Here is a 25,544-nt window from a genome sequence, read left to right as displayed (position 1 = left end):
ACACTCCTCATTTCCCAAGGCAGAAGCTTGCGAAGATTTCATCCAGGACGTTTTCGATATCTATGCGTCCTACCAGAGAATCAAGGGCACGAATAGCGGTACGGAGCTCCTCGGCGGCAAGCTCGGCGGTATCTTCGCCCTGCGGAAGAAGAGAGAGCGCGGCCTCAAGCGCGGCGAGGCCCCGCTCCATCGCCTGCTTGTGGCGGTTGCGGGTGGCGATCCCGGCATTCGACGCGCGCGCCGAAAGTACTCGGGTGATCCTGGCGATAAGATCAGAAAGACCAAGGCCGGTCTTCCCCGAAATCGCATCGCTGGGGTCGGTAAGGCGATCGCCCTTGGCACGCAGGACGATATCGTCGATCTCGGGCGGGATCTCGGGGGACGTACCATCCTCAACAAGGAAAACGCGAAGATCCGCGAGCGCTGCGCGGCTGCGCGCGCGCTCGATCCCGATGGATTCGACCGCGTCGTCGGTATCACGTAACCCCGCAGTATCGAGCAGAGTGACGGGAAGCCCGGCCAGGTCCATCCGCACCTCGATCACGTCGCGGGTAGTTCCGGCATATTCCGAGGTGATCGCTGCGTCGCGCCCCGCCAACGCGTTGAGAAGGGTGGATTTACCCACATTTGGCGCGCCGACGATCGCGACCTCGAACCCGGAGCGGATCCGTTCGGCGGTGCCCACACCCGCGATCTCGCGGGTGAGGTCGGTGATGACGCCCTCGACCAGTGCGGTGACCTCGGGGGCAACATCTACAGGAACGTCTTCGTCAGCGAAATCAATCGTCGCTTCAATCAGCGCGGCAGCGCGGATCAGGCTTTGCCGCCATGTTTCCGCGCGCCGCCCCAGATCACCCGAAAGAACGCGAAGCGCCTGACGGCGTTGGGATTCGGTTTCGGCGTCGATCAGATCGGCGAGTCCTTCGACTTGCGCCAGATCGAGCTGTCCGTTCTCGAGGGCGCGGCGGGTGAATTCACCCGGCTCCGCAGCGCGCAGCCCGTCAATCCCGCTGAGCGCATCGAGCAGCGCGGCGACGACGGCGGTACTGCCATGGGTCTGGAATTCTACGGTGCTTTCGCCGGTGAAGCTGTGGTTTTCGCTGAAGATCAGCACAAGCGCCTGGTCAAGGCGGGTGCCGGTGCCGTCACGCAGATCCCGCAGCGATGCAATGCGCGGCGGCGGCACGTCACCGGCAAGCGCGCGGCAGGTATCAAAGGCCAGCGGCCCCGACACGCGGATCACCGCGACGCCAGCCTTGCCCTGCGCCGTCGAAAGAGCATAGATCGTGTCCATAGGGTTGCCCCCGCGACTGGCCGCGTCAGGTGTTCATGGAATCGAAGAACTCGGCATTGGTTTTGGTTTGCTTGAGCTTCGAGAGCAGGAACTCGATGGCATCGGTCGTGCCCATCGGGTTGAGAATACGGCGCAGGACAAAGGTTTTCTGAAGGTCGACCTTGTCGATCAGCAAGTCCTCTTTGCGGGTGCCGGATTTGAGGATGTCGATGGCCGGGTAGACGCGCTTGTCGGCGATCTTGCGGTCAAGGATGATCTCGGAGTTGCCGGTGCCCTTGAATTCCTCGAAGATCACCTCGTCCATGCGGCTTCCGGTATCGATCAGTGCGGTCGAGATGATGGTCAGTGAGCCGCCTTCCTCGATATTTCGCGCAGCGCCGAAGAAACGCTTGGGGCGCTGCAACGCGTTAGCATCCACGCCACCGGTGAGAACCTTACCCGAGGAAGGGACAACAGTGTTGTAAGCCCTACCAAGTCTTGTGATCGAGTCGAGAAGAATAACAACATCTCGTTTATGTTCGACCAAGCGTTTGGCTTTCTCGATCACCATTTCAGCGACGGCGACGTGGCGGCCTGCGGGTTCGTCGAAGGTCGAGCTGACGACCTCGCCCTTGACCGAGCGCTGCATGTCGGTGACTTCCTCGGGGCGTTCGTCGATCAGAAGGACGATCAGGTAGCATTCGGGATGGTTCTTCTCGATGCTGCTGGCGATATTCTGAAGCAGCACGGTCTTACCCGTCCGCGGCGGCGCGACGATCAGCGAGCGCTGTCCCTTGCCGATCGGCGCTACAAGGTCGATCACCCGCGCCGAGCGGTCCTTGACCGTGGGGTCATCGACTTCGAGATTGAAGCGCTCATCAGGATAGAGCGGTGTCAGGTTATCGAAAGCGATCTTGTGGCGGGCACGTTCGGGATCTTCGAAATTGATCTGCTTCACGCTGGTGAGTGCAAAATAGCTTTCATTTTCATCCGGCTGCTGAATTTCTCCTTCGATCGTATCCCCGGTGCGCAGCGAATACTGGCGGATCATGTCGGGCGACACGTAAATGTCATCAGGGCCGGGCAGGTAATTGGCCTCGGGCGAGCGCAGAAAGCCGAACCCGTCCTGAAGAACCTCGAGCACGCCATCACCAAAGACGGTCCAACCCTCCTCGGCGCGTTCGCGAAGAATCTGGAACATCATCTCGCCCTTGCGCATGGTCGAGGCATTCTCGATCTCGAGCTCCTCGGCCATGGAGAGAAGATCCTTGGCGGCATGAGCCTTGAGATCGGACAGGTTGAGACGGTCGTCGGACATGGAAAGTTCCTTTTGACAGCGGCGCGCGGCTATGGCGCATCTTCGTGTCGTCGGTCAGGATTGGAAAAACGGGCCACCAGGACAGGGGCTTGGAGCGCTACATACGCATCCGGGCGACGCGAGTCAACGATCCTCAGAACTTGAGGACCACAGCCAGAACGATCAGAACCATCAGAACGGTGGGCACCTCGTTCATCATGCGGAACTGCCGGCCGGTCAGGTGATTGGAGCCGGACATGAAATCCTTGCGTCGCGCGCCGAGCCAGCCATGAAACCAGCTCATCGCAATCACACCGGCACCTTTGACATAAGGCCAGACAGAGCCCCAGTCGACAATTCCGGGCGTGAAGACCAGCATCAGCCCGAAGAGCCAGGTCGCGATCATGGCCGGGGTCATGATGACGCGCAGTAATTTCTGCTCCATGGTCTGGAACACTTCATCGCGGCTGTCACCGGGGCTGGACTGTTCGACGTGATAGACGAACAGGCGAGGCAGATAAAACAGACCCGCCATCCATGAAATCACCGACATGATATGAAATGACTTGGCCCAAGGGTAAAGCGTGATCAGGATATCCGTCATCGTGGCCCTCACTGTTCACGGCCATCTCTATAAATAAAAATATATATTAGAAAGGAAGTTGTTTTTGATAGGGACGGCAGAACCTGTGGATTATCGATTTGTCAGCGTGTTATCGACAGGTGGATCATTCTGTGGAGAAGCCTGTTCAGGAATCGCGAAGAAAAGCAGTGTACCGAATAATTACGTTATTTCTCAAAAACTTAGAAAATGTCCTACGGAACCAGCGACCCTGTCTGAAAGCACGAATACTCGGGTTATACAGAGGGGCCACTTGTTCAAATCCACCGGAGGAAAATTTCCCTGAACCGGCGTGGAATGAGCGTGAATTTGTGGATCCCTTGATCGGGATGGATTTTCCGCAAATCTGTTCTTAAACACTGGGCAAGATATCCAAGGGGTTGTCCACAACATGACCGAGATCATCCTCGCGTCCGGTTCACGAATCCGGCAGACGCTTTTGCGAAATGCGGGCGTCGAATTTCGCGCGGTGGTGGCGCGCGTCGATGAAGAAGCAATGCGCGACGGCATGTTGGCGGAAGGCGCAAGTGCGCGCGATATCGCCGATGCACTGGCCGAGATGAAGGCGCAGAAAGTGAGCGCCAGGCACCCAGAGGCATTGGTGATCGGCTGCGATCAGGTGCTGAACCTGCAAGGCGCGTTGTTGTCCAAACCCGAAAGTAAGGAACACGCCCGCGAGCAACTGTTGCAGTTGCGTGGCAAGCGGCATGAGCTGTTGTCGGCTGCCGTGATCTGCGAGGCGGGCAAACCGGTCTGGAGGCAAGTGGGCAATGTGCGCCTGACAATGCGGGCGTTCTCCGAGGCCTATCTGGATTCCTATATCGCGCGGAACTGGGACAGCATCCGTCATTCTGTCGGGGCCTATAAGCTGGAAGAAGAAGGCGTGCGGCTTTTCGCGCAGGTGCAGGGCGATTACTTTACGGTTCTTGGATTGCCGCTGCTTGAGCTGTTGTCCTATCTGACGCTGAGGGGGGACCTGGACGGATGAGTCAGGAGAAAATTCCATTGGCCGGTGTGATCGGCTCGCCCATCGCGCATTCCAAGTCGCCACAGCTTCATGGCCATTGGCTGAGGGTGAACGGACTCAAGGGTTTCTACATCCCGATGGATGTGGCCCCTGACGATCTGGAGGTTGTTCTGCGCACCCTGCCCAAGGCGGGATTCGTGGGGATCAACGTGACCGTGCCGCATAAGGAAAAGGTAATGGAACTGGCCGATCTGGTGACGGATCGCGCAACGCTGATCGGGGCGGCGAATACGCTGATCTTTCGCAAGGATGGCCGCATACACGCGGACAATACGGATGGTTACGGCTTCATCCAGAACCTGCGCCACAATGCGCCGGGCTGGGACCCGAAGGGCGGACCGGCTGCAGTGCTGGGCGCGGGCGGCGCCGCAAGGGCGGTTGTGGCGTCATTGCTGGACGCGGGTGTTCCCGAGATTCTGATTTCGAACCGCACCAGGGTGCGCGCCGACGCGTTGAAGGCGGATTTCGGCAATCGCCTGCATGTGGTCGATTGGGTTCAGGCGGGCAACATGCTGGATGATGCGGTGACGGTGGTGAACACGACATCCCTTGGCATGATCGGCAAGCCGCCCTTGCGGGTGCCACTGGATGGGCTGCGCCGGGGCGCGGTGGTCACGGACCTGGTCTATGCGCCATTGAAAACCCGGCTTCTGGCAGAGGCCGAAGCGGCGGGTTGTGTCACCGTCGATGGGCTCGGGATGCTGCTGTTTCAGGCGGTGCCGGGTTTCGAGCGTTGGTTCGGTGTGCGCCCCGAGGTTGACAGCGCGGCGCGGGCGGCAGCCTTAAGATGAGTTTTCTGCTTGGCCTGACGGGTTCGATCGGGATGGGGAAATCCACCACGGCGCAGATGTTCGCCGACGAGGGCTGCGCCATATGGGATGCGGATGCGGCGGTGCATCGCCTTTATGCCGAAGGCGGCGCGGCGGTGGAGCCCATGGGCGCGGCCTTTCCAGAAGCGATAGAGGGCGGCGCGGTCTCGCGGGACCGGCTGAAGGCGGTGATTGCGCGGGACTCGGATGCCCTGCAACGGATCGAGGCCATCGTTCACCCGTTGGTCGCTGCGGATCGCGCGGCGTTCATCGAAAAGGCCGGGGCGGATATCGTGGTGCTGGATATCCCGCTGCTTTATGAGACCGGGGCGGATGCCGGGATGGATGCGGTGGCCTGCGTGACCATCGCCCCCGAGATTCAGCGCCAAAGGGTGCTGGACCGCGGCACGATGAGCGCGCAAGCCTTCGAGGACATCCGCGCGCGCCAGATGCCCAATGCGGAAAAATGCCGCCGCGCCGATTACGTGATCGAGACCGACACCCTTGAGAATGCCCGCCGGCAGGTTCAGGATGTGGTCAGAGATATAAGGGACAGGCTGAAGAATGCGTGAGATCGTTCTGGACACGGAAACCACCGGCTTCGACCCCGAGCAGGGCGACCGGATCGTCGAGATCGGGGCGCTCGAGCTTTATAATCACATGCCCACGGGGCGCAGTTTTCACGAATATATCAACCCTGAGCGGGGCATGCCCGACGAGGCATTCGGCGTGCATGGCATCGGACCTGACCTGTTGGCTGCGCCGCGCCCGCCGCGCGATGGCGAGGTCACGCTGAGGGACAAGCCGGTCTTTCGTGACGTGGCGCAGGCATTTGTCGAATTCGTGGGTGATGCCAAGCTGGTCATCCACAATGCCGCCTTCGACATGAAGTTTCTCAATGCCGAACTGGGCTGGGTGAAACTGCCGGTGCTGCCCTGGGAACAGGCCATTGATACGCTGGCGATCGCACGCAAGAAATTTCCCGGCTCGCCTGCGTCGCTGGATGCGCTGTGCCGGCGGTTCGCGATCGACAACGCGGCGCGCACGCTGCATGGCGCGCTGTTGGATTCCGAGATCCTGGCCGAAGTTTACCTGGAGCTGATCGGCGGGCGTCAGCCGGATTTCGCGCTGTCGGCCGGGCCGACAGGCGGCGCGGGCGTGGCTGGCGGTGCATCGGAATGGCGGGCCTATCCGCGCCCCGAGCCGTTGCCCTCAAGGCTGAGCGAAAAAGAAGCCGCCGCCCATGCCGCTTTCGTTGAGGGCATGGGCGGCGGCGCGCTTTGGAACAAGCTACGCTGATCAGGCGTCAGGCTTTTCTTTCCGGGCGTCCTGTGCCTGCTGGCGGCGGGCGATCTCGTTGCGATAAAGCTGCACGAAATCAATGTTTTCCAGGTTGAGCGGCGGGAAGCCGCCGTCGCGGGTCACGTCGCTGACGATGCGGCGGATGAAGGGGAACAGCATCCGTGGGCATTCGATCAAAAGGAAGGGGTGCATCTGGTCCTCGGGGACGTTTTCGATGTGGAACACCCCGGCATATTCCATCTCGAGAACGAAGAGCGCGTCTTCGGTGCCCTTGTTCTTGGAATCGACGCGCATCTTGACGATGACCTCGTACTGATGGTCGGGCGTGCGTTTCTTGGCATCGAGATTGACCGAGACCTGAACGTCAGGCGTCACTTCACCGCCCGAGCCGCGCTGTGACAGGACGTTTTCGAATGAAAGGTCGCGTATGAACTGCGTGAGGGTGCTCATCTTGACCTGCGGCTGTTGCTGATCTGCCGCGCCGTTTTCCTGTTCGGCCATAACGCTTCTCCAAATAAGGCTGAAAGTTGGGCAGAGGATTAGCAGGAAGGCGGGGAGGCCTCAATGCCTTGTGGTCCAGCCCGAGCGGCCCGGCCTTTCGGACGAATTGGCCGGGTCGACCTCTTGGTAGTCGCCTTCGATCACGCCGGGGTCGCGCGGGCGCCTCGGGCCCTGTGGGCCGTCAGGACCCATCTCGAAGCGCTGAACATGGACACGTTTGCGCAGATAATCGAAGGCAGCGCGGCGTACCGGCGGCATCAGCAGCGCAAACCCGACCGCATCGGTGAAGAAGCCCGGCGTCAGAAGCAGCGCTCCGGCCACGAGGATCATTGCCCCATGTGCCAGAGGCTCGGTCGGATCATCGAGCTCGGAGAAGGAACGCCGCAGCTTGCCCATGGCCATGAGACCCTGGTTGCGTACCAGAAATGTGCCCAGAATGGCGGTCAGGACGACGATCCCGAGGGTCGGCCAAAGCCCGATCGCTCCGCCGACCTGAATGAACAGGGCGATCTCGATCAGTGGAACCGACAGAAAGGCCAGAAACAGCCACATGATGAAACTCCCTTCTCACTGGCGCTTGCAAGGTGGACTTGGGGGCGACTGTCACCTACATAAGTGCGAGGCGTGCATGATGCCATGCCGCAGGACATGAGGTGCCAATGAATTCTGCTATCCTTCAGCTTCTGGTGCTTGCCGGAATCGCGATTTTTCTGATCCTGCGATTGAAAAGCGTTCTTGGCACCCGAGACGGGTTCGAGGGACCGCCGCGCAGCCAGCAAGCGCCGGGTGCGCCACAACGTCGCGACTCCTTCGAGGTGATCGAAGGCGGACCGGATTACGACATCATCGACAACGTCCCCGAAGAGTCCGACAGCGCCAAGGCGCTGGCCGAGATGAAGCGGATCGAACCGGCCTTCAATGTGACCGAATTCCTGCAAGGCGCGCGCGGCGCCTACGAGATGATTCTGCTGGCCTTTGAACGCGGCCAGTTGGACGATGTCGCGCCGCTCCTCGAGGAAGACGTCTATGAGGCCTTTGCCCAGGTTCTCGATGCGCGCGAGGAACAAGGGCTGAGCGTCGAGGCCGAGTTCCTTGGCCTGCGTGAAACGAAACTGACCGAAGCGACACTCGACGAGGTCGACAACCGCGCTGCGATCACCGTGCGTTTCGTCGCCGAGCTGACCTCGGTCGTGCGCGACAGCAACGGCGAAGTTGTCGAGGGCGACCCACGCCAGCCCAGGCGCCAGAAGGACAGTTGGACCTTCGAGCGCGTGATGGGATCGGATGACCCGAACTGGCGGCTTGTTGCCACGGGCGAATGACGCGCGCGCTGTGGGTTGCCGTATCCGTCTGGCTGTCTCTTGCAGGCGGTCTTTGGGCGGATGAGGCCACCCATAGCATCGTCGAATTCGAGGATCTCGACGGCTGGCAGGAGGATGACCATGCCAACGCGCTTGCGGTCTTTCTTGAAACCTGCCCCGACATGGTCGATCCCGACTGGAATGCGCTTTGCGCGCTTGCCGGTCAGAAGCCCGATGCGAAGGCATTTTTCGAGCTTTTCTTTCGCCCCGTCCTGATCGAGAACGGCAAGAAGGCTTTGTTCACCGGCTATTTCGAGCCAGAGTTGAACGGCGCGCTGCGCCCATCCGAGCGATTCCGACACCCCGTCTATCGCCAGCCCCCCGAAGCACGCCGCTCGAGCCCCTGGCTGAGCCGTCGCGAGATCGAGACCGGCGACGCGATGCGGGGCCGAGGGCTTGAGATCGCCTGGGTCGATGATCCTGTTGAGCTGTTTTTTCTTCAGATTCAGGGTTCAGGCCGAATCCGGCTGACTGATGGCAGCGTGATCCGTGTCGGTTATGGCGGGAAAAACGGGCATGAATATCGCTCGGTCGGGGTCGAGATGGTGCGCCGCGGGATCTACAAGGTTCACCAGGTTTCGGCGGAGGTGATCAAGAACTGGGTGCGGCGCAATCCCGAAGCCGGGCGCGAGCTGCTGTTCCACAATCCGTCCTATGTATTTTTCCGCATAGTCGACAAGATCCCGGCGGCGGCCGGCCCGTTGGGTGCGATGAACCGATCCGTCACGCCGGGGCGCTCTATCGCCGTTGATCCGGCCTTTGTGCCATTGGGCGCGCCGGTCTGGGTCGAGAAGGAGGGCGAGAGCCCGATGCGCCGTCTGATGGTGGCGCAGGATACCGGATCGGCGATCAAGGGGCCGCAGCGGGCCGATATCTTTTTCGGCACCGGCGATGCGGCCGGGCGCGCTGCTGGCAAGCTGCGTGATCCGGGTCGGATGGTCGTCCTGATGCCGATCCAGCGCGCCTTTGCGATGCTGTCGGAGTCGTTGCAGTGACACGCAGACGGCTGAAGCCCGAGGAACTGGAACTCTGGCGCAAGGTCGCCAAGACAACCGAGCGCCTGAACCCCGAACGCACCCGCGTCGAAGCGCCTCTGCCGGGACCACAGGTATCCGGGCGCAAGGAAGAAACGCCCGCCAGATCAAGGATCAAGGGCTTCAACGTCGGCGAAAAGGCAGCGCGGCGGGCGCCGGGGCATGATCTGCAGCCGGCCCTTCCCGAGCGCATCGGCGGCCAGCCCGTCAGGATGGACAAGAAGGCACATGGCAAGCTGAAGCGCGGCAAGATGGTGCCCGAGGCACGCATTGACCTGCATGGCATGACTTTGGACAGGGCGCATCCGGCCTTGATGGGCTTCATCCTGCGTGCCCATGCACAGGGAAAACGGCTGGTGCTGGTGATTACGGGCAAGGGCAAGAGCGGCGCCGATACCGGGCCGATCCCGGTGCGGCGCGGCATCCTGCGCCATAATGTGCCGCAATGGCTGTCATCGCCGCCTTTGGCGCAAATCGTTCTTCAGGTGACCGAGGCGCATGTCAGCCACGGGGGAACCGGGGCCTATTACGTCTATCTTCGCCGCCAGCGTTAGGCTTCAGGACAGGCGCGGCTTTTCCAGCATCAGGAAGGTCATCATCCCGGCAGGCGGCAGCGAAGATTGCTGGGCCACGGACAGATCGTCGCGCAGCACGGTTTCGATCCTGAAATCCGAATGCCACCCGAGTACATTCGCAAAGGGCGCGGTGATGCGCTCGAGGAACGCCAGCACGCCGCGCTTGCGCACGAAGTGGTTGGTGATGATGACGCGCCCGCCGGGCGCGCAGACGCGGGCGATTTCGGCCATGACCTTTTCGGGCTCGGGCACCACTGAAAGCACATGCATGGCCACGATCGTATCGAAGCTGTTATCGGGAAAATCCAGCTTGCGGGCATCCATCTGACGCAGTTCGCTGACGTGATCAAGGCCCCGCTCCTCGACCCGGCGACGGGCCTTGGCGAGCATGTCGTGGCTGAAGTCGATGCCGGTCACCGCGCAGTCGGCGTTATAGAGCGGCAGTGCAAGGCCGGTACCGACGCCCACCTCGAGCACGCGGCCGGGGCGTTTGTTCACCGCCGCGACGGCGCGACGGCGACCGATACTTGTGACCGCGCCGAAGGTGGCATCGTAGATGGGTGCCCAGCGGGCATAGGAAGATTCAATCGCTTTGGGGTCCATGTCTCACTCGGTTTCAGAGGTTTTTCGCCATTCGATGATAAAGGAGCGGAGCACCATCATCAGGTAGACGGTGCTCATGGCCAGAAGTGTGATCCATTCGAAGGCGATCAGCGCCACGACAAGCAGCAACCCGCCGAACGCCATCGGAACGCGGCTTTCCTGCGGGATCCTGAGCCCCTTCATAGAGGGGGTGGGCACGCGGCTGACCATCAGCAGGCCGACACCGAGCAGGCAGAAGCACACCAGCAGCGGCGGCAGCGCCGGGCGATCGACAAAGGCGAAGGCAAGGAACATCGGCGCCAGCGCCAGGAATGCCCCGGCAGGCGCGGGCACTCCGGTGAAATGCGTGCAAGGCCCGGGTGTTTCGGGGCGGCGCGCCATCACGTTGAACCGGGCCAGCCGCAGCACGCAGCAGATGGCGAAGGCCAGCGCGGTGCTCCAGCCGAAGGCGCCCATCTCCTGAAGGCTCCAGAAATAGACGATCACCGCCGGTGCGACGCCGAAATTCAGGAAATCCCCCAGCGAGTCAAGCTCGAGGCCGAACTGGCTGTCACTGCCCACCATGCGCGCCACGCGGCCATCGAGCCCGTCAAGGATCGCGGCCAGCAGGATAAGCGAGACTGCGGCTGTGTAATTCTCGAGCACCGCAAAGCGGATCGCGGTCATTCCCGCACAGATCGCGCCCAGCGTCATCATGTTGGGCAGCAGTCTGACCAGCGTCAGATCGGTGATGGATTTTCCAGGCAGTTGCGTCATTGCTCCGTGGTCTGTTGAGGCGCGGCGGCGCCGGTTTCGGCGAGGATGGTCTCACCCCCGATCATGGTCTGACCGACCCGGACAAGGGGGCTGACCCCGTCGGGAAGGTAGACATCGAGCCGTGATCCGAAGCGGATCAGCCCGAACCGTTCCCCAGTACCTACATGATCGCCGCCCTTGACGAAACAGACAATCCGCCGGGCGACCAGCCCGGCGATCTGCACCACGGCAAGATCGCGCCCATCCTCCATGCGGATCAGCAGGCTGTTGCGCTCGTTATCGGCGCTGGCCTTGTCGAGCGAGGCGTTGAAGAATTTGCCGGGGCGATAGGCGATGGCGGTGACCTCGCCGGTGGTGGGGGCGCGGTTGATGTGGCAGTTGAAGACGGACATGAAGACGCTGACGCGGGTCAGGGGTTCGTCGGGGAGGCCGAGTTCGGCGGGGGGAATGGCGGGTTCGATCAGGGAGACGATGCCATCCGCCGGGCTGACGATCAGGCCGGGGCGGTCCGGGGTGACGCGCTCGGGGTCGCGGAAGAAGTAGTAGCACCAGATTGTCAGGCCGACGCCCGCCCAGCCGAGAACATCCCAGATCAGGAACAAAACAAGGGTGATCGCCGCGAAGATGGCGACGAATTTATGCCCCTCGGGATGCATCGGCTTGATGAAGGTGGACATCATGTTCATGGCAACGGCCCCGGCTGAATTACGATCACGCGGAGATACGCCAAAATCCGGGCCTTGCATAGAGCATCCCGGCGGGGCGGGCATCGCGGGGAGGGAATCACCCCTCAACCCTTTGGTTAATATACCAAAACCCCCTTCGGTATCGCATATGCATCACGTCGGTATCACGTCGGTGCCGCGCACCGAATGGGGCCGGGTTAACGCAGCGCGCGGTGGGAGTTTGTACGGAAGGGGGGTGGGTTTTGTACGGGGGGTGAGGAAGTTCGCTAAGCCTGGAACCAAGGCTTACTCTGCAGATACGCTGAACTCTGGCAATCGGATGCTCATCCGCGTCATCATCGAAGAGCACGCGAGATTCGCAGGAGATCTGGGTGCTTAATTCAATTAACTTCGGTGTGGCTCAGAGACCGTTTTTTCAATTGCTATAGCGGTCATATGCATCGCTACCGCGAGGTCTGATAGGCGAAACCTATTGCCGCCCACTTTTACGAATTCATTGTTTCTAGCGTCATCAAAAGACACACCAACGTTAATATTTCCCAATCCAACGCTGCATGTAGCGCCATCTTTAGCTAGGTCCCGCAAGCCCTTAAATTTTATGAACCAATCATAATATGGGCTTTCTTCTCCGAGGACCTTTCGAGCTACGCCATTCTCTTTAACGCCATCACTCATTGAAGAATGCTTTCCAGGATTTTGATCTTGGGACACCAACATCAGTGCATATAGAGCATCTTGGAACGCGCGACATGAAAATAGGAATGCCCGAGACGAAGCTTTCAATCGATCTTCCGCTCGCTTTCTTGTCAATTCCATTTCTCTGGGGACATCAGGGCCAAAGAGCACATTGCAAAGCTCGCCATACCGATTAAGCTTATTTTGAATTACGGCTAACTCACCTTCTTCGCTTTTTGTAAGCTCATGCCCGAGACACTTCTTCTCTATGAATAGCTCTTGATATCTCTCAGACTCAAACTGAGATAACTTTACCGCAACATACTCTGGTTGCGACATTATTGATGCATGGTGAAACGAGAAGGGCATACAACTACAGAACGCCTCAAAACACATCTCGCTCGATACAACCAAATCATTTGCAAGCGAGACCAGCCTTGTGCGCAAACGCGGCCTTTTCGGGTCTAAACGATCATATATTTTCTCCAGCGATTTCAAAGCAATCTGGAGCTCTTCGCGCGCTTGAAAATACTTCAAGACTGGAGTCATCTCGTTGCTCGATCTTCAGTTTCTGACGCTGGAACGAGCTTAGGCGGGGTAGCGTACAACGGCAACCTCCTCCAATTGTAGAATACGCCGTGCCTTACCCACGCCCAAGCAACATTGCTTTATGGCCTCAATCGTCTTTTTAGGGTCTTTACCGAGTGAAACTGATATTCTCGATGAAACCATTAAGCGACAACTTTGAGCTGATACCCCCAGCGCGAAATAGCGGCCGTCAGGCCGCCGCGCATCGTCATGCCAGAGGCATGCCTACGGCATGACGCCGCCCCCCGGCACGGCGATTGGGTGAGGTGGGCGCTCCGTTCTGAGGTTTCTCGGATTGGGCCGGGATAAAGTGCGCAGAACCGGCGTTGGATCGCCGCACCGCGGCCCGATGATGCGCGGCTTTGGCGTGGTTGGCGCAGCGCGCGGCCCGGTGATACGCGGCTTTGAGGGGCGCCCGTTCAGAGCGCCCCGAACCCCCTAAAGCACATAGCGCGAGAGGTCGGCGGATTTCATCAGCTCGCCCAGGTTGTCATCGACGAAACCGGCATCCACCGTCACGCTGTCGCCGGTGCGGTCGGGGGCGGTGAAGCTCAGCTCCTCGAACACGCGTTCCATCACGGTATAGAGGCGGCGGGCGCCGATATTCTCGACCGAGTGGTTCACCTCGGCGGCGATGCGGGCGAGGGACGCGATGCCGTCCTCGGTAAAGGTGACGGTCACATTCTCGGTGCCCATGAGGGCGGTATATTGACGGGTGAGGGCGTTGTCCGTCTCGGTCAGGATGCGCACGAAATCCTCTTCGGTGAGCGCGCGCAGTTCGACGCGGATGGGCAGGCGGCCCTGCAATTCGGGCAGAAGGTCCGACGGCTTGGCGATATGGAAGGCGCCCGAGGCGATGAACAGGATATGGTCGGTCTTGACCGGGCCGTGCTTGGTGGACACGGTGGTGCCTTCGATCAGCGGCAGCAGGTCACGCTGCACCCCCTCGCGCGAGACATCGCCGCCACGGGTTTCGGACTTGGCGCAGACCTTGTCGATCTCATCAAGGAAGACGATGCCGTTCTGTTCGACGGATTCCAGCGCGGTCTTGGCGACGGCCTCGTCATCAAGGAGCTTGTCGGCCTCTTCGCCGATCAGCGCCTGGTAGCTTTCGGCGACGGTCATCTTCTTGCGCACGGTGCGCCCGCCGAAGGCCTTGCCGAAGAGATCGCCGAGATTCATCATCCCCATCTGGCCGCCGGGCTGGCCGGGAATGTCCATCATGCCCATCGGGTTCGAGCTGTCGGCGACATCGAGTTCGATCATGGTGTCGTCAAGCAGCCCGTCGCGCAGTTTCTTGCGGAACATCTCGCGGGTGGCTTCGCGGGCATCCTCGCCGGCGATGGCGGCGATGACGCGCTCCTCGGCATTGGCGTGGGCGGTCGCTTTCACGTCCTCGCGCATGAAGTCGCGGGTCTGGGCGATGGCGGAATCCACGAGATCGCGGATGATCTGTTCGACATCGCGGCCGACATAGCCCACTTCGGTGAACTTGGTGGCCTCGACCTTGATGAAGGGCGCGCGGGCGAGTTTGGCGAGGCGGCGGGAAATCTCGGTCTTGCCGACGCCGGTGGGGCCGATCATCAGGATGTTCTTGGGGTAGACCTCGTCGCGCAGGTCGTCGGATAGTTGCTTGCGCCGCCAGCGGTTGCGCAGGGCGACGGCGGTGGCGCGCTTGGCCTCTTTCTGGCCGATGATGAAACGGTCGAGTTCCGAGACGATCTCGCGCGGGGTCAGGTCGGTCATTTGGAGATGCTTTCTACGGTCAGGTTGCCGTTGGTGAAGACGCAGATATCGGCGGCAATGGCCATGGAGTCGCGGGCGATCTGTTCGGCGCTGCGGTCGCTGTCCATCATGGCGCGGGCGGCGGCGAGCGCGTAGTTGCCCCCCGAGCCGATGGCGGTGCAGTCATGTTCGGGTTCCAGCACGTCGCCCGCGCCGGTGATCACGTAAAGCTGGTCGCCATCGGTGACGAGCAGCATGGCCTCGAGTTTCTGGAGATACTTGTCGGTGCGCCAGTCCTTGGCCAGTTCGACGCAGGCGCGTTGCAGCTGGCCGGGGGTGGCTTCGAGCTTGGATTCCAGCCGCTCGAGAAGCGAGAACGCATCGGCGGTGGACCCGGCGAAACCGGCGACCACGTCATAGCCGCCGGGCGAGAGGCGGCGCACCTTGCGGGCGCTGCCCTTGATGACGGTGTTGCCAAGGCTGACCTGACCGTCGCCGGCGATCACCACCTTGCCGCCTTTCCTGACGCCGACGATGGTGGTGCCGTGCCAGCCGGGGAATTCGTTGCTCATGGGGCCTCCATTCGGTTCCCGCCTATATGGAAGGGCGGGGATCGGGGTGCAAGGGGCGCGTCAGCCCAGAAGATCGCGGGCGACCTGGGAAAAGATGCGCGTGCCGATCGGGATCAGATCGTCGGGAAAGTCGTAATCGGGGTTATGCAGAGCCGCATGGGCGCGGCCCGCGCCAAGGAACAGCATGGCGGATTGGGCGCCGTGGCCGAAGCGGCCGAAATCCTCGGAGGCGCGCATCGGCAGGCCGGAGCCGTCATGCGGGATGTCAAGGGCATCGAGCGCCGCCTGAAGATGCGCGGTGGCGTCGGGGTGGTTGTCGCAATGGACGAAAACATCGTGGAAATCATGATCGACCGCCAGCCCGTGGCGCGCGGCGGTGTCCTGCATGAGCCTGAGCGCGGTGTCACAGAGCGCCGACATGCGGTCATCGGTGAGAGTGCGCAGCGTGGCGTAGAGAGTCGCCTCGCCCGGTGCGATGCCGAAGGCGGGCGCACCCATCGACGCATGGGTCACGGTGACGAGGGTGAAATCGCGATCTTGCGTGCTGCCCTGGCTGAGGGCGGTCAGCGCGGGCATGAGATCAGATAGCGCGCCCATCGGCGAGGTGCCGTTTTCGGGTTCGGAAGCATGGGCGGGTTTGCCGGTGAAGCGCATCGAAAGCCCACGCGAGGCGCAATTGACCGGGCCGGAGACCAGCCCGACATGGCCCAGCGGCAGTCCCGGCATGTTATGCAGGGAAAAGGCGATATCGGGTGAAACAGGCTCGAATCCGGGATCGGCGATCACGGCGGCGGCCCCGGCCCCGGTTTCCTCGGCCGGTTGGAACATCAGCACGACGCGCCCGCGCGCCGGACGACGGCGAGACAAGAGCCGCGCCAGCCCCATCAGGATCGCGCTGTGCCCGTCATGGCCGCAAAGATGCGCCTTGCCCGGTGTGCCGGAGCGGTGCGGCGCATCGGAAAGCTCTTCTATCGGGAGCGCGTCGAGCTCGGCGCGAAAAAGAACCGTCGGCCCCGGTGCGGCACCCGAAAAAACGGCGGCGATCCCGTGCCCGCCAAGGCCCGAAAGAACCCTGTCAGGCGCGAGCGGCGCAAGCGCCGCAAGAATCCGCCGCGCGGTTTCAGATTCTTCGCCCGAGAGTTCGGGGTGGCGGTGCAATTCGTGGCGGAAGGCCGTGAGCTCGGCGATATCGGAGTTGGAAAGCGTCATGCGCCCATGTTCCGCAGTTTCACGCAAAAGAAAAGGGCCGCGCGGTGGCGGCCCCTTGCGATCATCGCGCCTGAAGCGATCAGATGCTGTCTTCGATCCAGCTTTGCAGCGCGGCCTTGGGGGCGGCGCCTGCGCGGTTGGAGACGACTTCGCCGTTCTTGAAGATGAACAGTGCCGGGATGCCGCGCACGCCCATCGCGGCGGCGGCGTTGGGGTTGCTGTCGACATCGACCTTGGCGACCTTGATCTTGCCATCCATTTCGGATGCCAGCTCTTCGAGGGCCGGGCCGATCTGTTTGCAGGGGCCGCACCATTCGGCCCAGAAATCCACCACGACGGGGATATCGGAATTCTTTACTTCGGCGTCGAATGTTTCGTCGGTTACGGCAACGGTGCCCATGATCAATTCTCCTGAAGGGGTGTGGTTGGCACGAACCTAGGTAGGCGGGCGGGACGCGTCAAGCGATAGGGGTGTCGCAGAGCGCGCGCGTCACGAGATCGTGCGGAAGGCGCATCAAGATGGCGCTACGGGTCCAGAGCAAAGCGGTTTCAATGCGGCGATCCGGGTAGATTTCGCCAAGGGCATGGGCATAGGCGCCCATCTGGCGCAACAGCCCGTCAGGCGTGGCCTCGGGCGTCTCCGGCACGGTGGCGTTGGTCTTGAAATCGACGGCAAGCACATGGTTGGGCGAGACGATCAGCCGGTCGATCGTGCCATGAATGCGCCGGTCTTGCAGCGCGGCCAGCGTGGCGGTCACGGGCACTTCGGCCAGGGCCAGCGGCGAGAAAAGCGGTTGCAGCTCAGGTGTGTTCAGAACCGTTTGCGCCTCGGCAAGGAGCCCGGCAAGGGCGTCGCCCCCGGCGGCGTCGGGGCCGGAGGCGAGGAGCCGCGCGGCCATGTCGGCCCAGTCGGCTTGCGGGGCGTCGGGGAGGTATTCGAGCAGGCGGTGGATCTGGCGACCGCGCCGCGTTGCGGCGTCTTCGTCAAGCCCGGCATCGCCGGGCAGCGCCTTGGCTCCGCCAAGCTGCGAGGGGCTGAGCGTTTCCGGCATGGGCGCAAGCCGTGGCGCGGGTTGGCGGAAATGGGCGGGCAGGACGACGGTGGAGCGCCGCGACGGAGGCGGAGAAACAGAGCCTGTTTTGGCCCAATTCCCATGTTCCAGCCGAAGCCCCGCGCCGCTGTCGAAATCGCATGGCTGCGCGCCTGCTGCCTCAAGCCCGCTGCGCACCTTGTCATACCAGGCATCGCCGGATGACCCCAGATCGCCCGCGGCGGCGACGATCAGCCATTTCTCGGCACGGGTCATGGCGACGTAAAGCAGTCGCTCGCGCTCGGCGCGCTCGGCCTCGCGGGCGGCGTCGTTGGCCTCGCCGATGGCGTGCGGCGATTCTCCGGCGGGCGTGCGCCAAAGGGCAGTGCCATCGGCCACGGCGATCTGGTTGCGGATGCGAATATCGCGCTTGCCGGTGTCGGGCAAGATCACCAGCGGCGATTCAAGCCCCTTGGCGCCATGCACCGTCATGACGCGCACGCGATCCCCGGCGCTGTCCATCTGGCGCTTGATCTCGAGGTCGTCGGTTTCCATCCAGACAAGGAAACCCGTGAGGCTGTCCACCGCGCGTTGTTCATAGGCCATCGCCTGTGTCAGCAGTGCGTCGATACCGTCTTCGGCCTCGGGGCCAAGGCGCGCCAGCAGTTTGCGGCGGCCATCGTGGCGGGTGAGGATGCGTTCGATCAGGTCATAGGGGCGCAGGAATTCGGCCTTGTCGCGCAGGTCATTGAGCACCGCCATCGTTTCGGGGTGGTGCGCGCCCTGCGCGCGCAGCTCGGCCCAGAGATATTTCCGCTCGCGGCCAGCGGCGAGGTGGTAAAGATCGCCCTCGGACCAGCCAAAAAGCGGCGAGCGCAGCGCGGTGGCCAGCGACAGGTTGTCTTCGGGGGTCGAGAGGAAGGACAGCAGCGCGGCCAGGTCCTTGACCGCCAGTTCAGCGCCGACCTTGAGCCGGTCGGCCCCGGCGATGGGCAGGCCCTGCGCCTTGCATTCGCGGATGATCTCGTGGAACAGGTCGGCGCGGCGCTGCACCAGGATCATCACGTCGCCGGGGCGCAAGGGGCGCATCGTGCCGTCCTCGTCGGGGATGGGTTGTTTTTCGTCCACCATCCGCCGGATCGAGCGCGCCACCTGCCGCGCCAGCAGCGTGGCGGGATCGTTGGGGGCCTTTACATCGACCGGATCGTGCCATTCGTGGGTGTCGTCGCGCTCGGGCTTTTCGATCAGTGGCCAGAGGTCAACCCGGCCGGGCAGGTCGGATTTGAACGCTTTGTGACCCTGTTCCGGCGTAAAGCCGCTTTCGCGGCTACCCGCAAAGCAATGATCCACAAGCTCCAGAATGGCGCGCGAGGAGCGGAAGGAATATTCCATCTCCATGTCCTGAAGCGGCTGGCCAGTGGCGTGAAGGCGGGTGGCGAAATCGGCTTTCATGCGGTCGAATTCGCGGGGGTCGGCGCCCTGGAAGGAATAGATCGACTGCTTCTTGTCGCCGACCACGAAGATCGTGCGGGTGATATCGGGGCGCGTGCCCTCGCCGCTGGTGAATTCCTGCGCGAGGCGTTCGATCACCTGCCATTGGACCGGGCTGGTATCCTGGGCCTCGTCCACGAGGATGTGGTCGATCCCGCCATCGAGGCGGAAGAGAACCCAGGCCGCGACGGCGCGGTCTGTCAGAAGCTGGCGTGCGCGCAGGATCAGATCGTCGAAATCAAGAAGCCCGCGCAGCGCCTTGGCCCGTTCATAGGCGGGCAGGAAGATCGCGGCGAAGTCGTTGAGCGCGCGGGCCTTGTTCATCGCGGCAAGCGCAAGGCGGGCGTCGCGGGCGGATTCGATGCGGCTCATGAACTGGTCAAGTTCATCGAGGACCGGGGCAAGCTGTTGGCGGCAGGCCTTGGTAGGGAAAGACCCTGTTTTGGCGCAGAACGGGTTTTTCGCGCCAGCGCCGGTCAGAAAGACGCTTTCGAGCACCGGCAGCGCCGAGAGGTCGAGCGCGCCGAGCGCCTGAAGTTTCGCGCCTGCCTTGGAATCATTCGTGCCGCTGGCCAGAAGGGCGGGAACGAGCCGGTCAAGGAGCGCGCGCTCGCCGCCCAGAAAGACGCCGGAGGCGATGGATTCAGGCGAAAGGGTGGCGGGCTGGTTGAAGATGGCGGCGATCCGCGCGTCACTCGGCGGGCTGTCGAACAGACTGCGCTGGCGGACGATTTCGGATGTGATGTCGTCCAGGGTTTCGCCCCCGTGATGGCGGGCGATGGCGCGAAGGGCGGGGGCATCGGGGCCGGTGGCGATCTGGTTGACGATCTCGGCGCGCAGCAGGCCGGCGGTGCGGTCTTCCATCTCGGTGAATTGCGGGCTGACTCCGGCCTCGAGCGGGAAGCGGCGCAACAGGCCGGCGCAGAAGGAGTGGATCGTCTGGATCTTGAGGCCCCCCGGCGTTTCGATGGCGCAGGCGAAGAGGCGGCGGGCATCGCGCAGGGCGGCGGCGTCGATGGTGCCCGCGTAGCCCAGTTCGTCAAGCTGGCGGGTCAGCGCCGCATCGGGGAGCATTGCCCATTCGCCGAGGCGGCGGAACAGGCGGTTCTGCATCTCGCTGGCGGCGGCCTTGGTGTAGGTGAGGCAAAGGACGTGCTGGGGATCGACCTTGTCGAGCAGGAGCCGCGCGACGCGGTCGGTCAGCACGCGGGTCTTGCCCGAACCGGCATTGGCCGACAGCCAGGTAGAGCGGCCGGGATGGGCCGCGTCGATCTGGCGCTGGGTGGCCTCATTTCGCGCCATCAGCCGACTCCCTGGGTGTCGGCTGTGTCGGTGATGTCCCATTCGCCGAAGCGGGCGAGCTGGTCGTAATCGCCCCGGTCGCTTTTCATATGCATGGCGCGGCGCGAGGGATAGCCGCGATCAGGCTCCATATAGGCACGGATCAGGGTCCGGAGCTCCTCCCAGACTTGCGCAGGCGGGGCCTCGGACAAGGGTGCATCGACCAGCTTGCCGCCGCTGCCCAGCCCGATGAAAGTGGCGCGGGCGACGGGCGCGGGGGCGATCCCGTCGAAACCGGCGCGTTCGGCGATGGCCGCTTCCAGAAGAAGCTGGCGGTCGAAATGCAGTTGCTGGTCCTTGGTGGGCGGCGCGCCAGTCTTGTAATCAAAGATATGCAGCGCGCCCGACGCGTCGATATCGACCCGGTCGGCCATGGTCCTGAGCGTGAAATCCGGATCGGAGAGAGAGGCCGCGCCGCGCGCTTCGAGTTCGGCAGGCGTGGCGATCTGGCGGCGGGCGAGCTCGGTCTCGATGAACCAGTCGGCGATGCGCTCCATACGCGCATACCAGATCACGCGGGCCTCGGCCCAAGGGACTTTTTGGGCAAGAACAGTCTCTGTTTTCGCCATGAGCGCCGCGCGGGTGCAAAGCGAGGGATCGCCAAGCGTGCCCTTGATGAACGCTTCGAGGATCTCGTGCAGGACGGTGCCGCGCAACAGGGCGTCGGGCAGTTTCATCAGCGGATCAAGGGGGCGCAGGCGCAGCACATGGCGCGCGTAGATCGCGTAGGGGTCGCGGATCAGGCGCTTGATTTCGGTGACAGAGAGGGCGCGGGGGCGTGCGGCGACGGGCGGCGCGGGCGCGGGCCGCTTTTCGGGCGCGGTCTGGCCGGGTTCTTCGAGCGCCTCGGTCAGCGCAAGCCAGTGCCGCCCGCGCCCCATCATGGCATCGAGCGCCGCCTTGCCGCCCTGATCGGGGAGACCGGCCAGAAGGTTCTTGATCCGGTTGAGCCAGCGCGACGGCACCGTTTCGGCATCGTCCGAGCGGATCGAACGTGTCAGCCAGACCTCTGGCGCGCTGGCGGCTTGCTGGAAATCATGCGCCGAAAGGCCGATCCGCCGCTCGGGCAGCAAAAGCCCCGCACGATGGCGCAGCGCGCGGTTCAGCCAGGGGTCGGGCTTGGGGGCCTCGGGCCAGCTGCCTTCATTGAGCCCTGCGAGAATCAGCAGATCGGCGCCCTGCACGCGGGCTTCGAGCGTGCCCCAGATCAGGATCTGCGCATGCGGCGTGTCGGGGCGGCGCACGTCGTGGGTTGTCAGGATGCTGTGAAACAGGCTGGTGTAATCGGTCGCGCCGATCTGCCCGCCATGTCCGGCGTTGTCGCTGAGCGCGGTGACGGCTTTCCAGGCCTCTTCGCCCGCGTCTTCCTGCCAGAGACCATGGGCGGAACCGGTATCGGGGCCTTGGGCTATGCGCGTGGCCAGATCGAGGTGCAGCGCCACGAGATCGGTGAGCAGTATGTCCTCGGAAAGTGCTTTTGCGCAGAAACAGTCACTGATCCAATGCGCCCAGACCAGCGCGCCCTCATCATCGAGCGCCTTGGCCCATGCAATCAATTGATCACCCTCGGGATAGGGTGGACCATGCCGGCGCAGGTGCAGTTCAAGTTCGCGAGTCAGGCGCAGATGCGGCCCGCGGGCGGGGCCGCTATTGGTCAGCGGGTGCTTGAGCAGCGTCAGCAGCAATTCGGCGGTCAGTTTCTCGCGCAGCAGGTCGGCCACATGGCGCAGAAAGCGCCCCGGTGGCGAGAGGTGCAGCGGTATCCCGGCGCTGTCATCGGGCAGGATGCCCCAGCGGTCCAGCGCGGCAGTCACCTGCCGCGAAAGGGTGCGGTCAGGGGTGATGAGGGCCGCCGCCCTGCCATCTTCGGCGGCCTGGCGCAGGCGCATCGCGATGCTCAGCGCCTCGGCACGGGTCGAGGGGGCTTCGAGCAGGGTGATGTCAGCGGTGGCGCGGTCAAGGTCGCTGAGGGCGGGACCGTCGGTCAGCCATTGGTCGGTGACCGGCGCGGGCCGCAGCGCCAAGGACAAAAGCCGGTTGCGCGCGCTGTTGGCGGGGGCGTCATCGCCCCAGCGGGCGATCTGGCCGGGCGAAAGGCCGAGCCTCTGCATCAGATCCGCAAAGCGGTATTGCGGGTGATCCTCGTGGAGCATGGCGTCATTCATCGCGCCCCAGACATCGGGCGGCATGTCGAAATCGAAACCCGGCAGGATCACGGCGCCTTGGGGAAGCCGTGAGACGGCCTGCATCAGCAGCCTGGTCGCCCCGCGCGAGCCGGTGGACCCGGCGACAATGACGGGATGATCGGGGGGCGCGTCCTGCCATTTATGCACAAGATGTTCGATCACCATCCGCTGTCTTGTTTCGGTATCTGGACGGTCGGTTCCGGTTTCGAAATAGTGTCTGACAATGCCCAAAAACGCCGTGATCCGATCCCAGTGGCCGGATTGGTCGGTGATGTCGAGCTGGTCGATCGCGCTGGGCGGGACGCCTTCGCCATGCATTTCGTCCATCAGCCCGGCCAGGCTGTCGGACAGAGCGTAAAGCGAGGAGCGCGGCGCGATATCGGGCTGGCGGTCGAGCAGGGTCGAGACAAGCTGTGTCAGTTCCAGCCGACGGCGCAGGCGCGGCACCGGGTCGGGGATATGGGCCATGTCCCAATGCTCGCCAAGGTCGGTCAGCAGATCGACGTGCGGCAGAAGGCGGGCCGGCCCCTGGTCGAACAGGGTGCGGATGCGGCGCGCCATGCGGCGGGTGTTGACGATGATCTGCACGCGCGCCAGCGATTCAGGGGGCATATGCGCGTGGCGGGCGGTCAGCCCGTCGACCAGCGCACGGGGGAAATCGACCCCGAGGGGCACGCCGAAGACGCGGGGATGATCGCAGGGGTCAAACATGGCGGTATCCAAGCATCTCTTCGGCAAGGGCGATACCCTCGGGGCGGCCCACATCGCACCATCTGCCGGGATAGCTGGCGGCAAACAGGCGTTTGCGGGTCAGCATCCTGTCCCACAGCACATTGAGCGAGAAGGCGCGGTTGGGAATATCATTCAAGACGTCGGTTCTGAGGATCTGAAGCCCGGTATAGATCTGCCCCGGACCACGGCGCGCGGGGGCGTCGCCGCGCACGACGAAATCGCCCTGACCGCCATGCCCTATGGCGTTCTGGCGCGGCACGCAAAGCAGAAGCGCATCCATGCGCGCAGGCTGCCAGAGGTCGAAGAGCAGATCGAGAGGGTTCGGCCCGGACCAGACGGCATCGGTATTCATGGTAAAGACCGGCCCCTCGCCCAGATGCGGCAGGGCGGCGCGCAGCCCGCCGCCGGTTTCGAGGATATCGGGGGTTTCGTGCGAGATGATGACCTCGCTGCCCTCCAGGTGGCGGATCAGGGGGTCGGGGCGGTAATGGACATTGGCGACGATGCGGTCAGGTCGGTGTGCGCGCACCAGCGAAAGCGCGTGGTCGATCAGCGGCCTGCCCGCGACCTCGATCATGGGTTTGGGGCGCTCGGCGGTGAGCGCGCCCATCCGCGTGCCGAACCCGGCCGCGAACAGCATTACCGAACGGGGGCTGTCGGGCATTGCGCTTTTACCTTTGCGAGACTGGCCGGGGATGGGCTGGGCAGGCTGTTTTCAAGGATGCGCGCGAGCGGCGCGAGGGCGGGATCTGCAAGGTCGCTTTGAAGGTGGTCCCAGACGCGCGGGATCAGGTCGACGTAATGGGGCTTGCCGTCGCGGATGCAAAGGCGGGCGAAGACGCCGATGATGCGCAGGTTCCGCTGTGCGCCCAGCGCGTGATAGGCGGTGCGAAAGCTGGCGCTGTCCATACCGTTGCGGTCGATATAGCGGGTCAGCATGGCGTCTTCGACCGCGCGGGGCACGTCGCGGCGGGCATCCTGAAGCAGCGAGACGAGGTCATAGGCGCGGTGGCCCAGCATGGCGTCCTGGAAATCCAGCAGCCCGACGCGCGCGTCGCCCTGGCGGTCGGGCATCCAGAGCAGGTTCTGGGCGTGATAATCGCGCTGGATCAGGACGTCGGCGTCGCTGGCATGGGTGTGCAGAGCCGCGAGGATCGCGGCCTGTGTGCTGGCGCGTGCATCGGGCGCGGGATCGGCCAGCGCGGCGCGGTACCAGTCGAAGGCCAGCATCGCCAGATCGGCCATCAGCGCCGGGGAATAGGGCGCAAGACCGGGTGGCGGGGGATGGTCGTGTAACGTGCCAAGAAGGTCGGTTGCGGCGCAGTAGAGACTGTTTTCCAGCGCGGGATCGCGGGGGATCACATTGGCGAAGAGGTCATCGCCGAGATCCTCGAGCAGAAGCAGCCCCGCCTCCATGTCGGCATCAAGGATGCGCGGGGCGCTGAGGCCGATGCCGCGCAGATAATGCGCGATCTCGACGAAGGGGCGGACATCCTCGCCGCGGTCGGGGGGCGCGTCCATCAGCACGGCGGTGTCGCCGCTGGCGGGATCGCGCAGGCGCAGGTAGCGCCGGTTCGAGGCATCCCCGGCCAGCGGCGCGATGCGCCCGCCCGCCCAGTCGCCGGCGTCGATGAAGGCGCGGATCAGCGCGTCGCGCTCAGTCATCGGTTAAGTCCTCGAGCTTCTTGTCCCAGGCCGGGTCGCTCCATGTCAGGTGCATGATGCGTGTATCATCCTGCGCCGGTGTCTCAGCCGGTGTCTCAAGCGAGAGATGCAGCGCGCCGGGCGGCGCCAGATCGCCCAGCCGCGCAGGCCATTCCACAAGGCAGATGGCAGCGGAGAAGGCCTGGATCAGACCCAGCTCCTCGATTTCGGAAATATCGCCCAGGCGATAGAGATCGGCATGCCAGATTTCGCCATGGCGGCCCGGATAGCTTTGGACAAGCGTGTAGGTGGGCGAGGGCACGTCCTCGGGCTGATCGAGCGAGGCGAGGATCAGGCAGCGGGCGAAATGCGACTTGCCCGCGCCGATCTGGCCGTCGAGCAGTATGACATCGCCCGGCCTAAGCCGCGGCGCGAGCGCCTGCGCGATGGCGCAGGTCCGTTCCGGATTGGCGATATGCAGTGTCGCGGCCCTGTCTGACATGT

The 25,544-nt window shown here is 63.3% G+C and carries 25 protein-coding genes; 7 read left to right on the top strand and 18 right to left on the bottom strand.

From position 1 onward, the window contains the following. Nucleotides 1-7 precede the first annotated feature (7 nt). From mnmE to hemJ, 3 genes are all read right to left on the bottom strand, one after another. Nucleotides 8-1,294, bottom strand: coding sequence for a tRNA uridine-5-carboxymethylaminomethyl(34) synthesis GTPase MnmE (mnmE, locus tag N5A93_RS03490; protein WP_268953674.1), 1,287 nt, complete (start codon nucleotides 1,292-1,294; stop codon nucleotides 8-10). A 25-nt stretch (nucleotides 1,295-1,319) separates the two neighbouring features. Further along, nucleotides 1,320-2,591, bottom strand: a complete 1,272-nt coding sequence (rho, locus tag N5A93_RS03485; RefSeq protein ID WP_268953673.1) for a transcription termination factor Rho — start codon at nucleotides 2,589-2,591, stop codon at nucleotides 1,320-1,322. Nucleotides 2,592-2,724: 133 nt separating this feature from the next. Further along, nucleotides 2,725-3,174: a protoporphyrinogen oxidase HemJ gene (hemJ, locus tag N5A93_RS03480; protein WP_268953672.1), complete on the bottom strand. Its 450-nt coding sequence runs from the start codon at nucleotides 3,172-3,174 to the stop codon at nucleotides 2,725-2,727. A gap of 409 nt (nucleotides 3,175-3,583) precedes the next feature. On the opposite strand from hemJ, the gene N5A93_RS03475 reads away from it, so the two are divergent. Genes N5A93_RS03475 through dnaQ form a run of 4 tightly spaced genes read left to right on the top strand, consistent with a single transcriptional unit; the run spans nucleotide 3,584 to nucleotide 6,327 of the window. Then, complete coding sequence (locus N5A93_RS03475) at nucleotides 3,584-4,180, top strand: Maf family protein (RefSeq protein ID WP_268953671.1); 597 nt, start codon at nucleotides 3,584-3,586, stop codon at nucleotides 4,178-4,180. Next, a complete protein-coding gene (locus N5A93_RS03470) occupies nucleotides 4,177-5,010 on the top strand; it encodes a shikimate dehydrogenase (protein ID WP_268953670.1) in 834 nt (277 codons plus the stop codon). The genes N5A93_RS03475 and N5A93_RS03470 overlap by 4 nt, the downstream gene beginning before the upstream one ends. Next, nucleotides 5,007-5,600, top strand: coding sequence for a dephospho-CoA kinase (gene coaE, locus N5A93_RS03465; RefSeq protein WP_268953669.1), 594 nt, complete (start codon nucleotides 5,007-5,009; stop codon nucleotides 5,598-5,600). Before N5A93_RS03470 ends, coaE begins: the two co-directional genes overlap by 4 nt. Next, a complete protein-coding gene (dnaQ, locus tag N5A93_RS03460; protein ID WP_268953668.1) occupies nucleotides 5,593-6,327 on the top strand; it encodes a DNA polymerase III subunit epsilon in 735 nt (244 codons plus the stop codon). Before coaE ends, dnaQ begins: the two co-directional genes overlap by 8 nt. Here the strand turns inward: dnaQ and secB are convergent, their stop codons facing one another. Together secB and N5A93_RS03450 are read right to left on the bottom strand one after the other, a co-directional pair. Further along, entirely contained in the window at nucleotides 6,328-6,831 is a 504-nt protein-coding gene (secB, locus tag N5A93_RS03455) for a protein-export chaperone SecB (RefSeq protein ID WP_268953667.1), read from the bottom strand. A gap of 60 nt (nucleotides 6,832-6,891) precedes the next feature. Next, nucleotides 6,892-7,383, bottom strand: a complete 492-nt coding sequence (locus N5A93_RS03450) for an FxsA family protein (protein ID WP_268953666.1) — start codon at nucleotides 7,381-7,383, stop codon at nucleotides 6,892-6,894. Between the two features lie 107 nt (nucleotides 7,384-7,490). On the opposite strand from N5A93_RS03450, the gene N5A93_RS03445 reads away from it, so the two are divergent. Genes N5A93_RS03445 through N5A93_RS03435 form a run of 3 tightly spaced genes read left to right on the top strand, consistent with a single transcriptional unit; the run spans nucleotide 7,491 to nucleotide 9,780 of the window. Next, a complete protein-coding gene (locus N5A93_RS03445) occupies nucleotides 7,491-8,153 on the top strand; it encodes a Tim44/TimA family putative adaptor protein (RefSeq protein ID WP_268953665.1) in 663 nt (220 codons plus the stop codon). Beyond that, complete coding sequence (gene mltA, locus N5A93_RS03440) at nucleotides 8,150-9,187, top strand: murein transglycosylase A (RefSeq protein ID WP_268953664.1); 1,038 nt, start codon at nucleotides 8,150-8,152, stop codon at nucleotides 9,185-9,187. The genes N5A93_RS03445 and mltA overlap by 4 nt, the downstream gene beginning before the upstream one ends. Further along, nucleotides 9,184-9,780, top strand: a complete 597-nt coding sequence (locus N5A93_RS03435; protein WP_268953663.1) for a Smr/MutS family protein — start codon at nucleotides 9,184-9,186, stop codon at nucleotides 9,778-9,780. The genes mltA and N5A93_RS03435 overlap by 4 nt, the downstream gene beginning before the upstream one ends. Before the next feature lie 3 nt (nucleotides 9,781-9,783). On the opposite strand, the gene N5A93_RS03430 is transcribed toward N5A93_RS03435, so the two are convergent. The 13 genes from N5A93_RS03430 to tsaE all read right to left on the bottom strand — a co-directional run bounded on the left by N5A93_RS03430 (nucleotide 9,784) and on the right by tsaE (nucleotide 25,542). Beyond that, nucleotides 9,784-10,404 carry a class I SAM-dependent methyltransferase gene (locus N5A93_RS03430; RefSeq protein WP_268953662.1) on the bottom strand — a complete coding sequence of 207 codons (621 nt, stop codon included), beginning with the start codon at nucleotides 10,402-10,404 and terminating at the stop codon, nucleotides 9,784-9,786. Between the two features lie 3 nt (nucleotides 10,405-10,407). Continuing rightward, a complete protein-coding gene (gene pssA, locus N5A93_RS03425; RefSeq protein ID WP_268953661.1) occupies nucleotides 10,408-11,160 on the bottom strand; it encodes a CDP-diacylglycerol--serine O-phosphatidyltransferase in 753 nt (250 codons plus the stop codon). After that, entirely contained in the window at nucleotides 11,157-11,846 is a 690-nt protein-coding gene (locus N5A93_RS03420; RefSeq protein ID WP_268953660.1) for a phosphatidylserine decarboxylase, read from the bottom strand. The genes pssA and N5A93_RS03420 overlap by 4 nt, the downstream gene beginning before the upstream one ends. A gap of 384 nt (nucleotides 11,847-12,230) precedes the next feature. Then, the gene (locus N5A93_RS03415; protein ID WP_268953659.1) at nucleotides 12,231-13,058 is read right to left on the bottom strand and encodes a hypothetical protein; all 828 of its coding nucleotides are present in this window, start codon (nucleotides 13,056-13,058) and stop codon (nucleotides 12,231-12,233) included. 489 nt (nucleotides 13,059-13,547) lie between these two features. Next, nucleotides 13,548-14,855, bottom strand: a complete 1,308-nt coding sequence (hslU, locus tag N5A93_RS03410) for an ATP-dependent protease ATPase subunit HslU (RefSeq protein ID WP_268953658.1) — start codon at nucleotides 14,853-14,855, stop codon at nucleotides 13,548-13,550. Beyond that, nucleotides 14,852-15,406, bottom strand: coding sequence for an ATP-dependent protease subunit HslV (hslV, locus tag N5A93_RS03405; protein ID WP_268953657.1), 555 nt, complete (start codon nucleotides 15,404-15,406; stop codon nucleotides 14,852-14,854). Before hslV ends, hslU begins: the two co-directional genes overlap by 4 nt. Nucleotides 15,407-15,466: 60 nt before the next feature. Further along, the gene (locus N5A93_RS03400; RefSeq protein ID WP_268953656.1) at nucleotides 15,467-16,615 is read right to left on the bottom strand and encodes an amidohydrolase; all 1,149 of its coding nucleotides are present in this window, start codon (nucleotides 16,613-16,615) and stop codon (nucleotides 15,467-15,469) included. 79 nt (nucleotides 16,616-16,694) lie between these two features. Continuing rightward, nucleotides 16,695-17,015 carry a thioredoxin gene (gene trxA, locus N5A93_RS03395; RefSeq protein WP_268953655.1) on the bottom strand — a complete coding sequence of 107 codons (321 nt, stop codon included), beginning with the start codon at nucleotides 17,013-17,015 and terminating at the stop codon, nucleotides 16,695-16,697. A 58-nt stretch (nucleotides 17,016-17,073) separates the two neighbouring features. Continuing rightward, nucleotides 17,074-20,439, bottom strand: coding sequence for a double-strand break repair helicase AddA (gene addA / locus N5A93_RS03390; protein ID WP_440590569.1), 3,366 nt, complete (start codon nucleotides 20,437-20,439; stop codon nucleotides 17,074-17,076). Continuing rightward, nucleotides 20,439-23,375 carry a double-strand break repair protein AddB gene (addB, locus tag N5A93_RS03385; RefSeq protein ID WP_268953654.1) on the bottom strand — a complete coding sequence of 979 codons (2,937 nt, stop codon included), beginning with the start codon at nucleotides 23,373-23,375 and terminating at the stop codon, nucleotides 20,439-20,441. The genes addA and addB overlap by 1 nt, the downstream gene beginning before the upstream one ends. Beyond that, a complete protein-coding gene (locus N5A93_RS03380) occupies nucleotides 23,368-24,060 on the bottom strand; it encodes a nucleotidyltransferase family protein (RefSeq protein ID WP_268953653.1) in 693 nt (230 codons plus the stop codon). The genes addB and N5A93_RS03380 overlap by 8 nt, the downstream gene beginning before the upstream one ends. Next, complete coding sequence (locus N5A93_RS03375) at nucleotides 24,036-25,061, bottom strand: aminoglycoside phosphotransferase family protein (protein WP_268953652.1); 1,026 nt, start codon at nucleotides 25,059-25,061, stop codon at nucleotides 24,036-24,038. The genes N5A93_RS03380 and N5A93_RS03375 overlap by 25 nt, the downstream gene beginning before the upstream one ends. Then, on the bottom strand, nucleotides 25,054-25,542 hold the full coding sequence (tsaE, locus tag N5A93_RS03370) for a tRNA (adenosine(37)-N6)-threonylcarbamoyltransferase complex ATPase subunit type 1 TsaE (RefSeq protein ID WP_268953651.1): 489 nt from the start codon (nucleotides 25,540-25,542) through the stop codon (nucleotides 25,054-25,056). The genes N5A93_RS03375 and tsaE overlap by 8 nt, the downstream gene beginning before the upstream one ends. Between the last annotated feature and the right edge of the window lie 2 nt (nucleotides 25,543-25,544).

The organism is Roseovarius salincola, assembly GCF_026891095.1.
GTDB lineage: Bacteria > Pseudomonadota > Alphaproteobacteria > Rhodobacterales > Rhodobacteraceae > Roseovarius > Roseovarius salincola.
The sequence above is the reverse complement of the archived record's forward strand: the minus strand, read 5'-3'. Positions and strand labels throughout refer to the sequence as shown.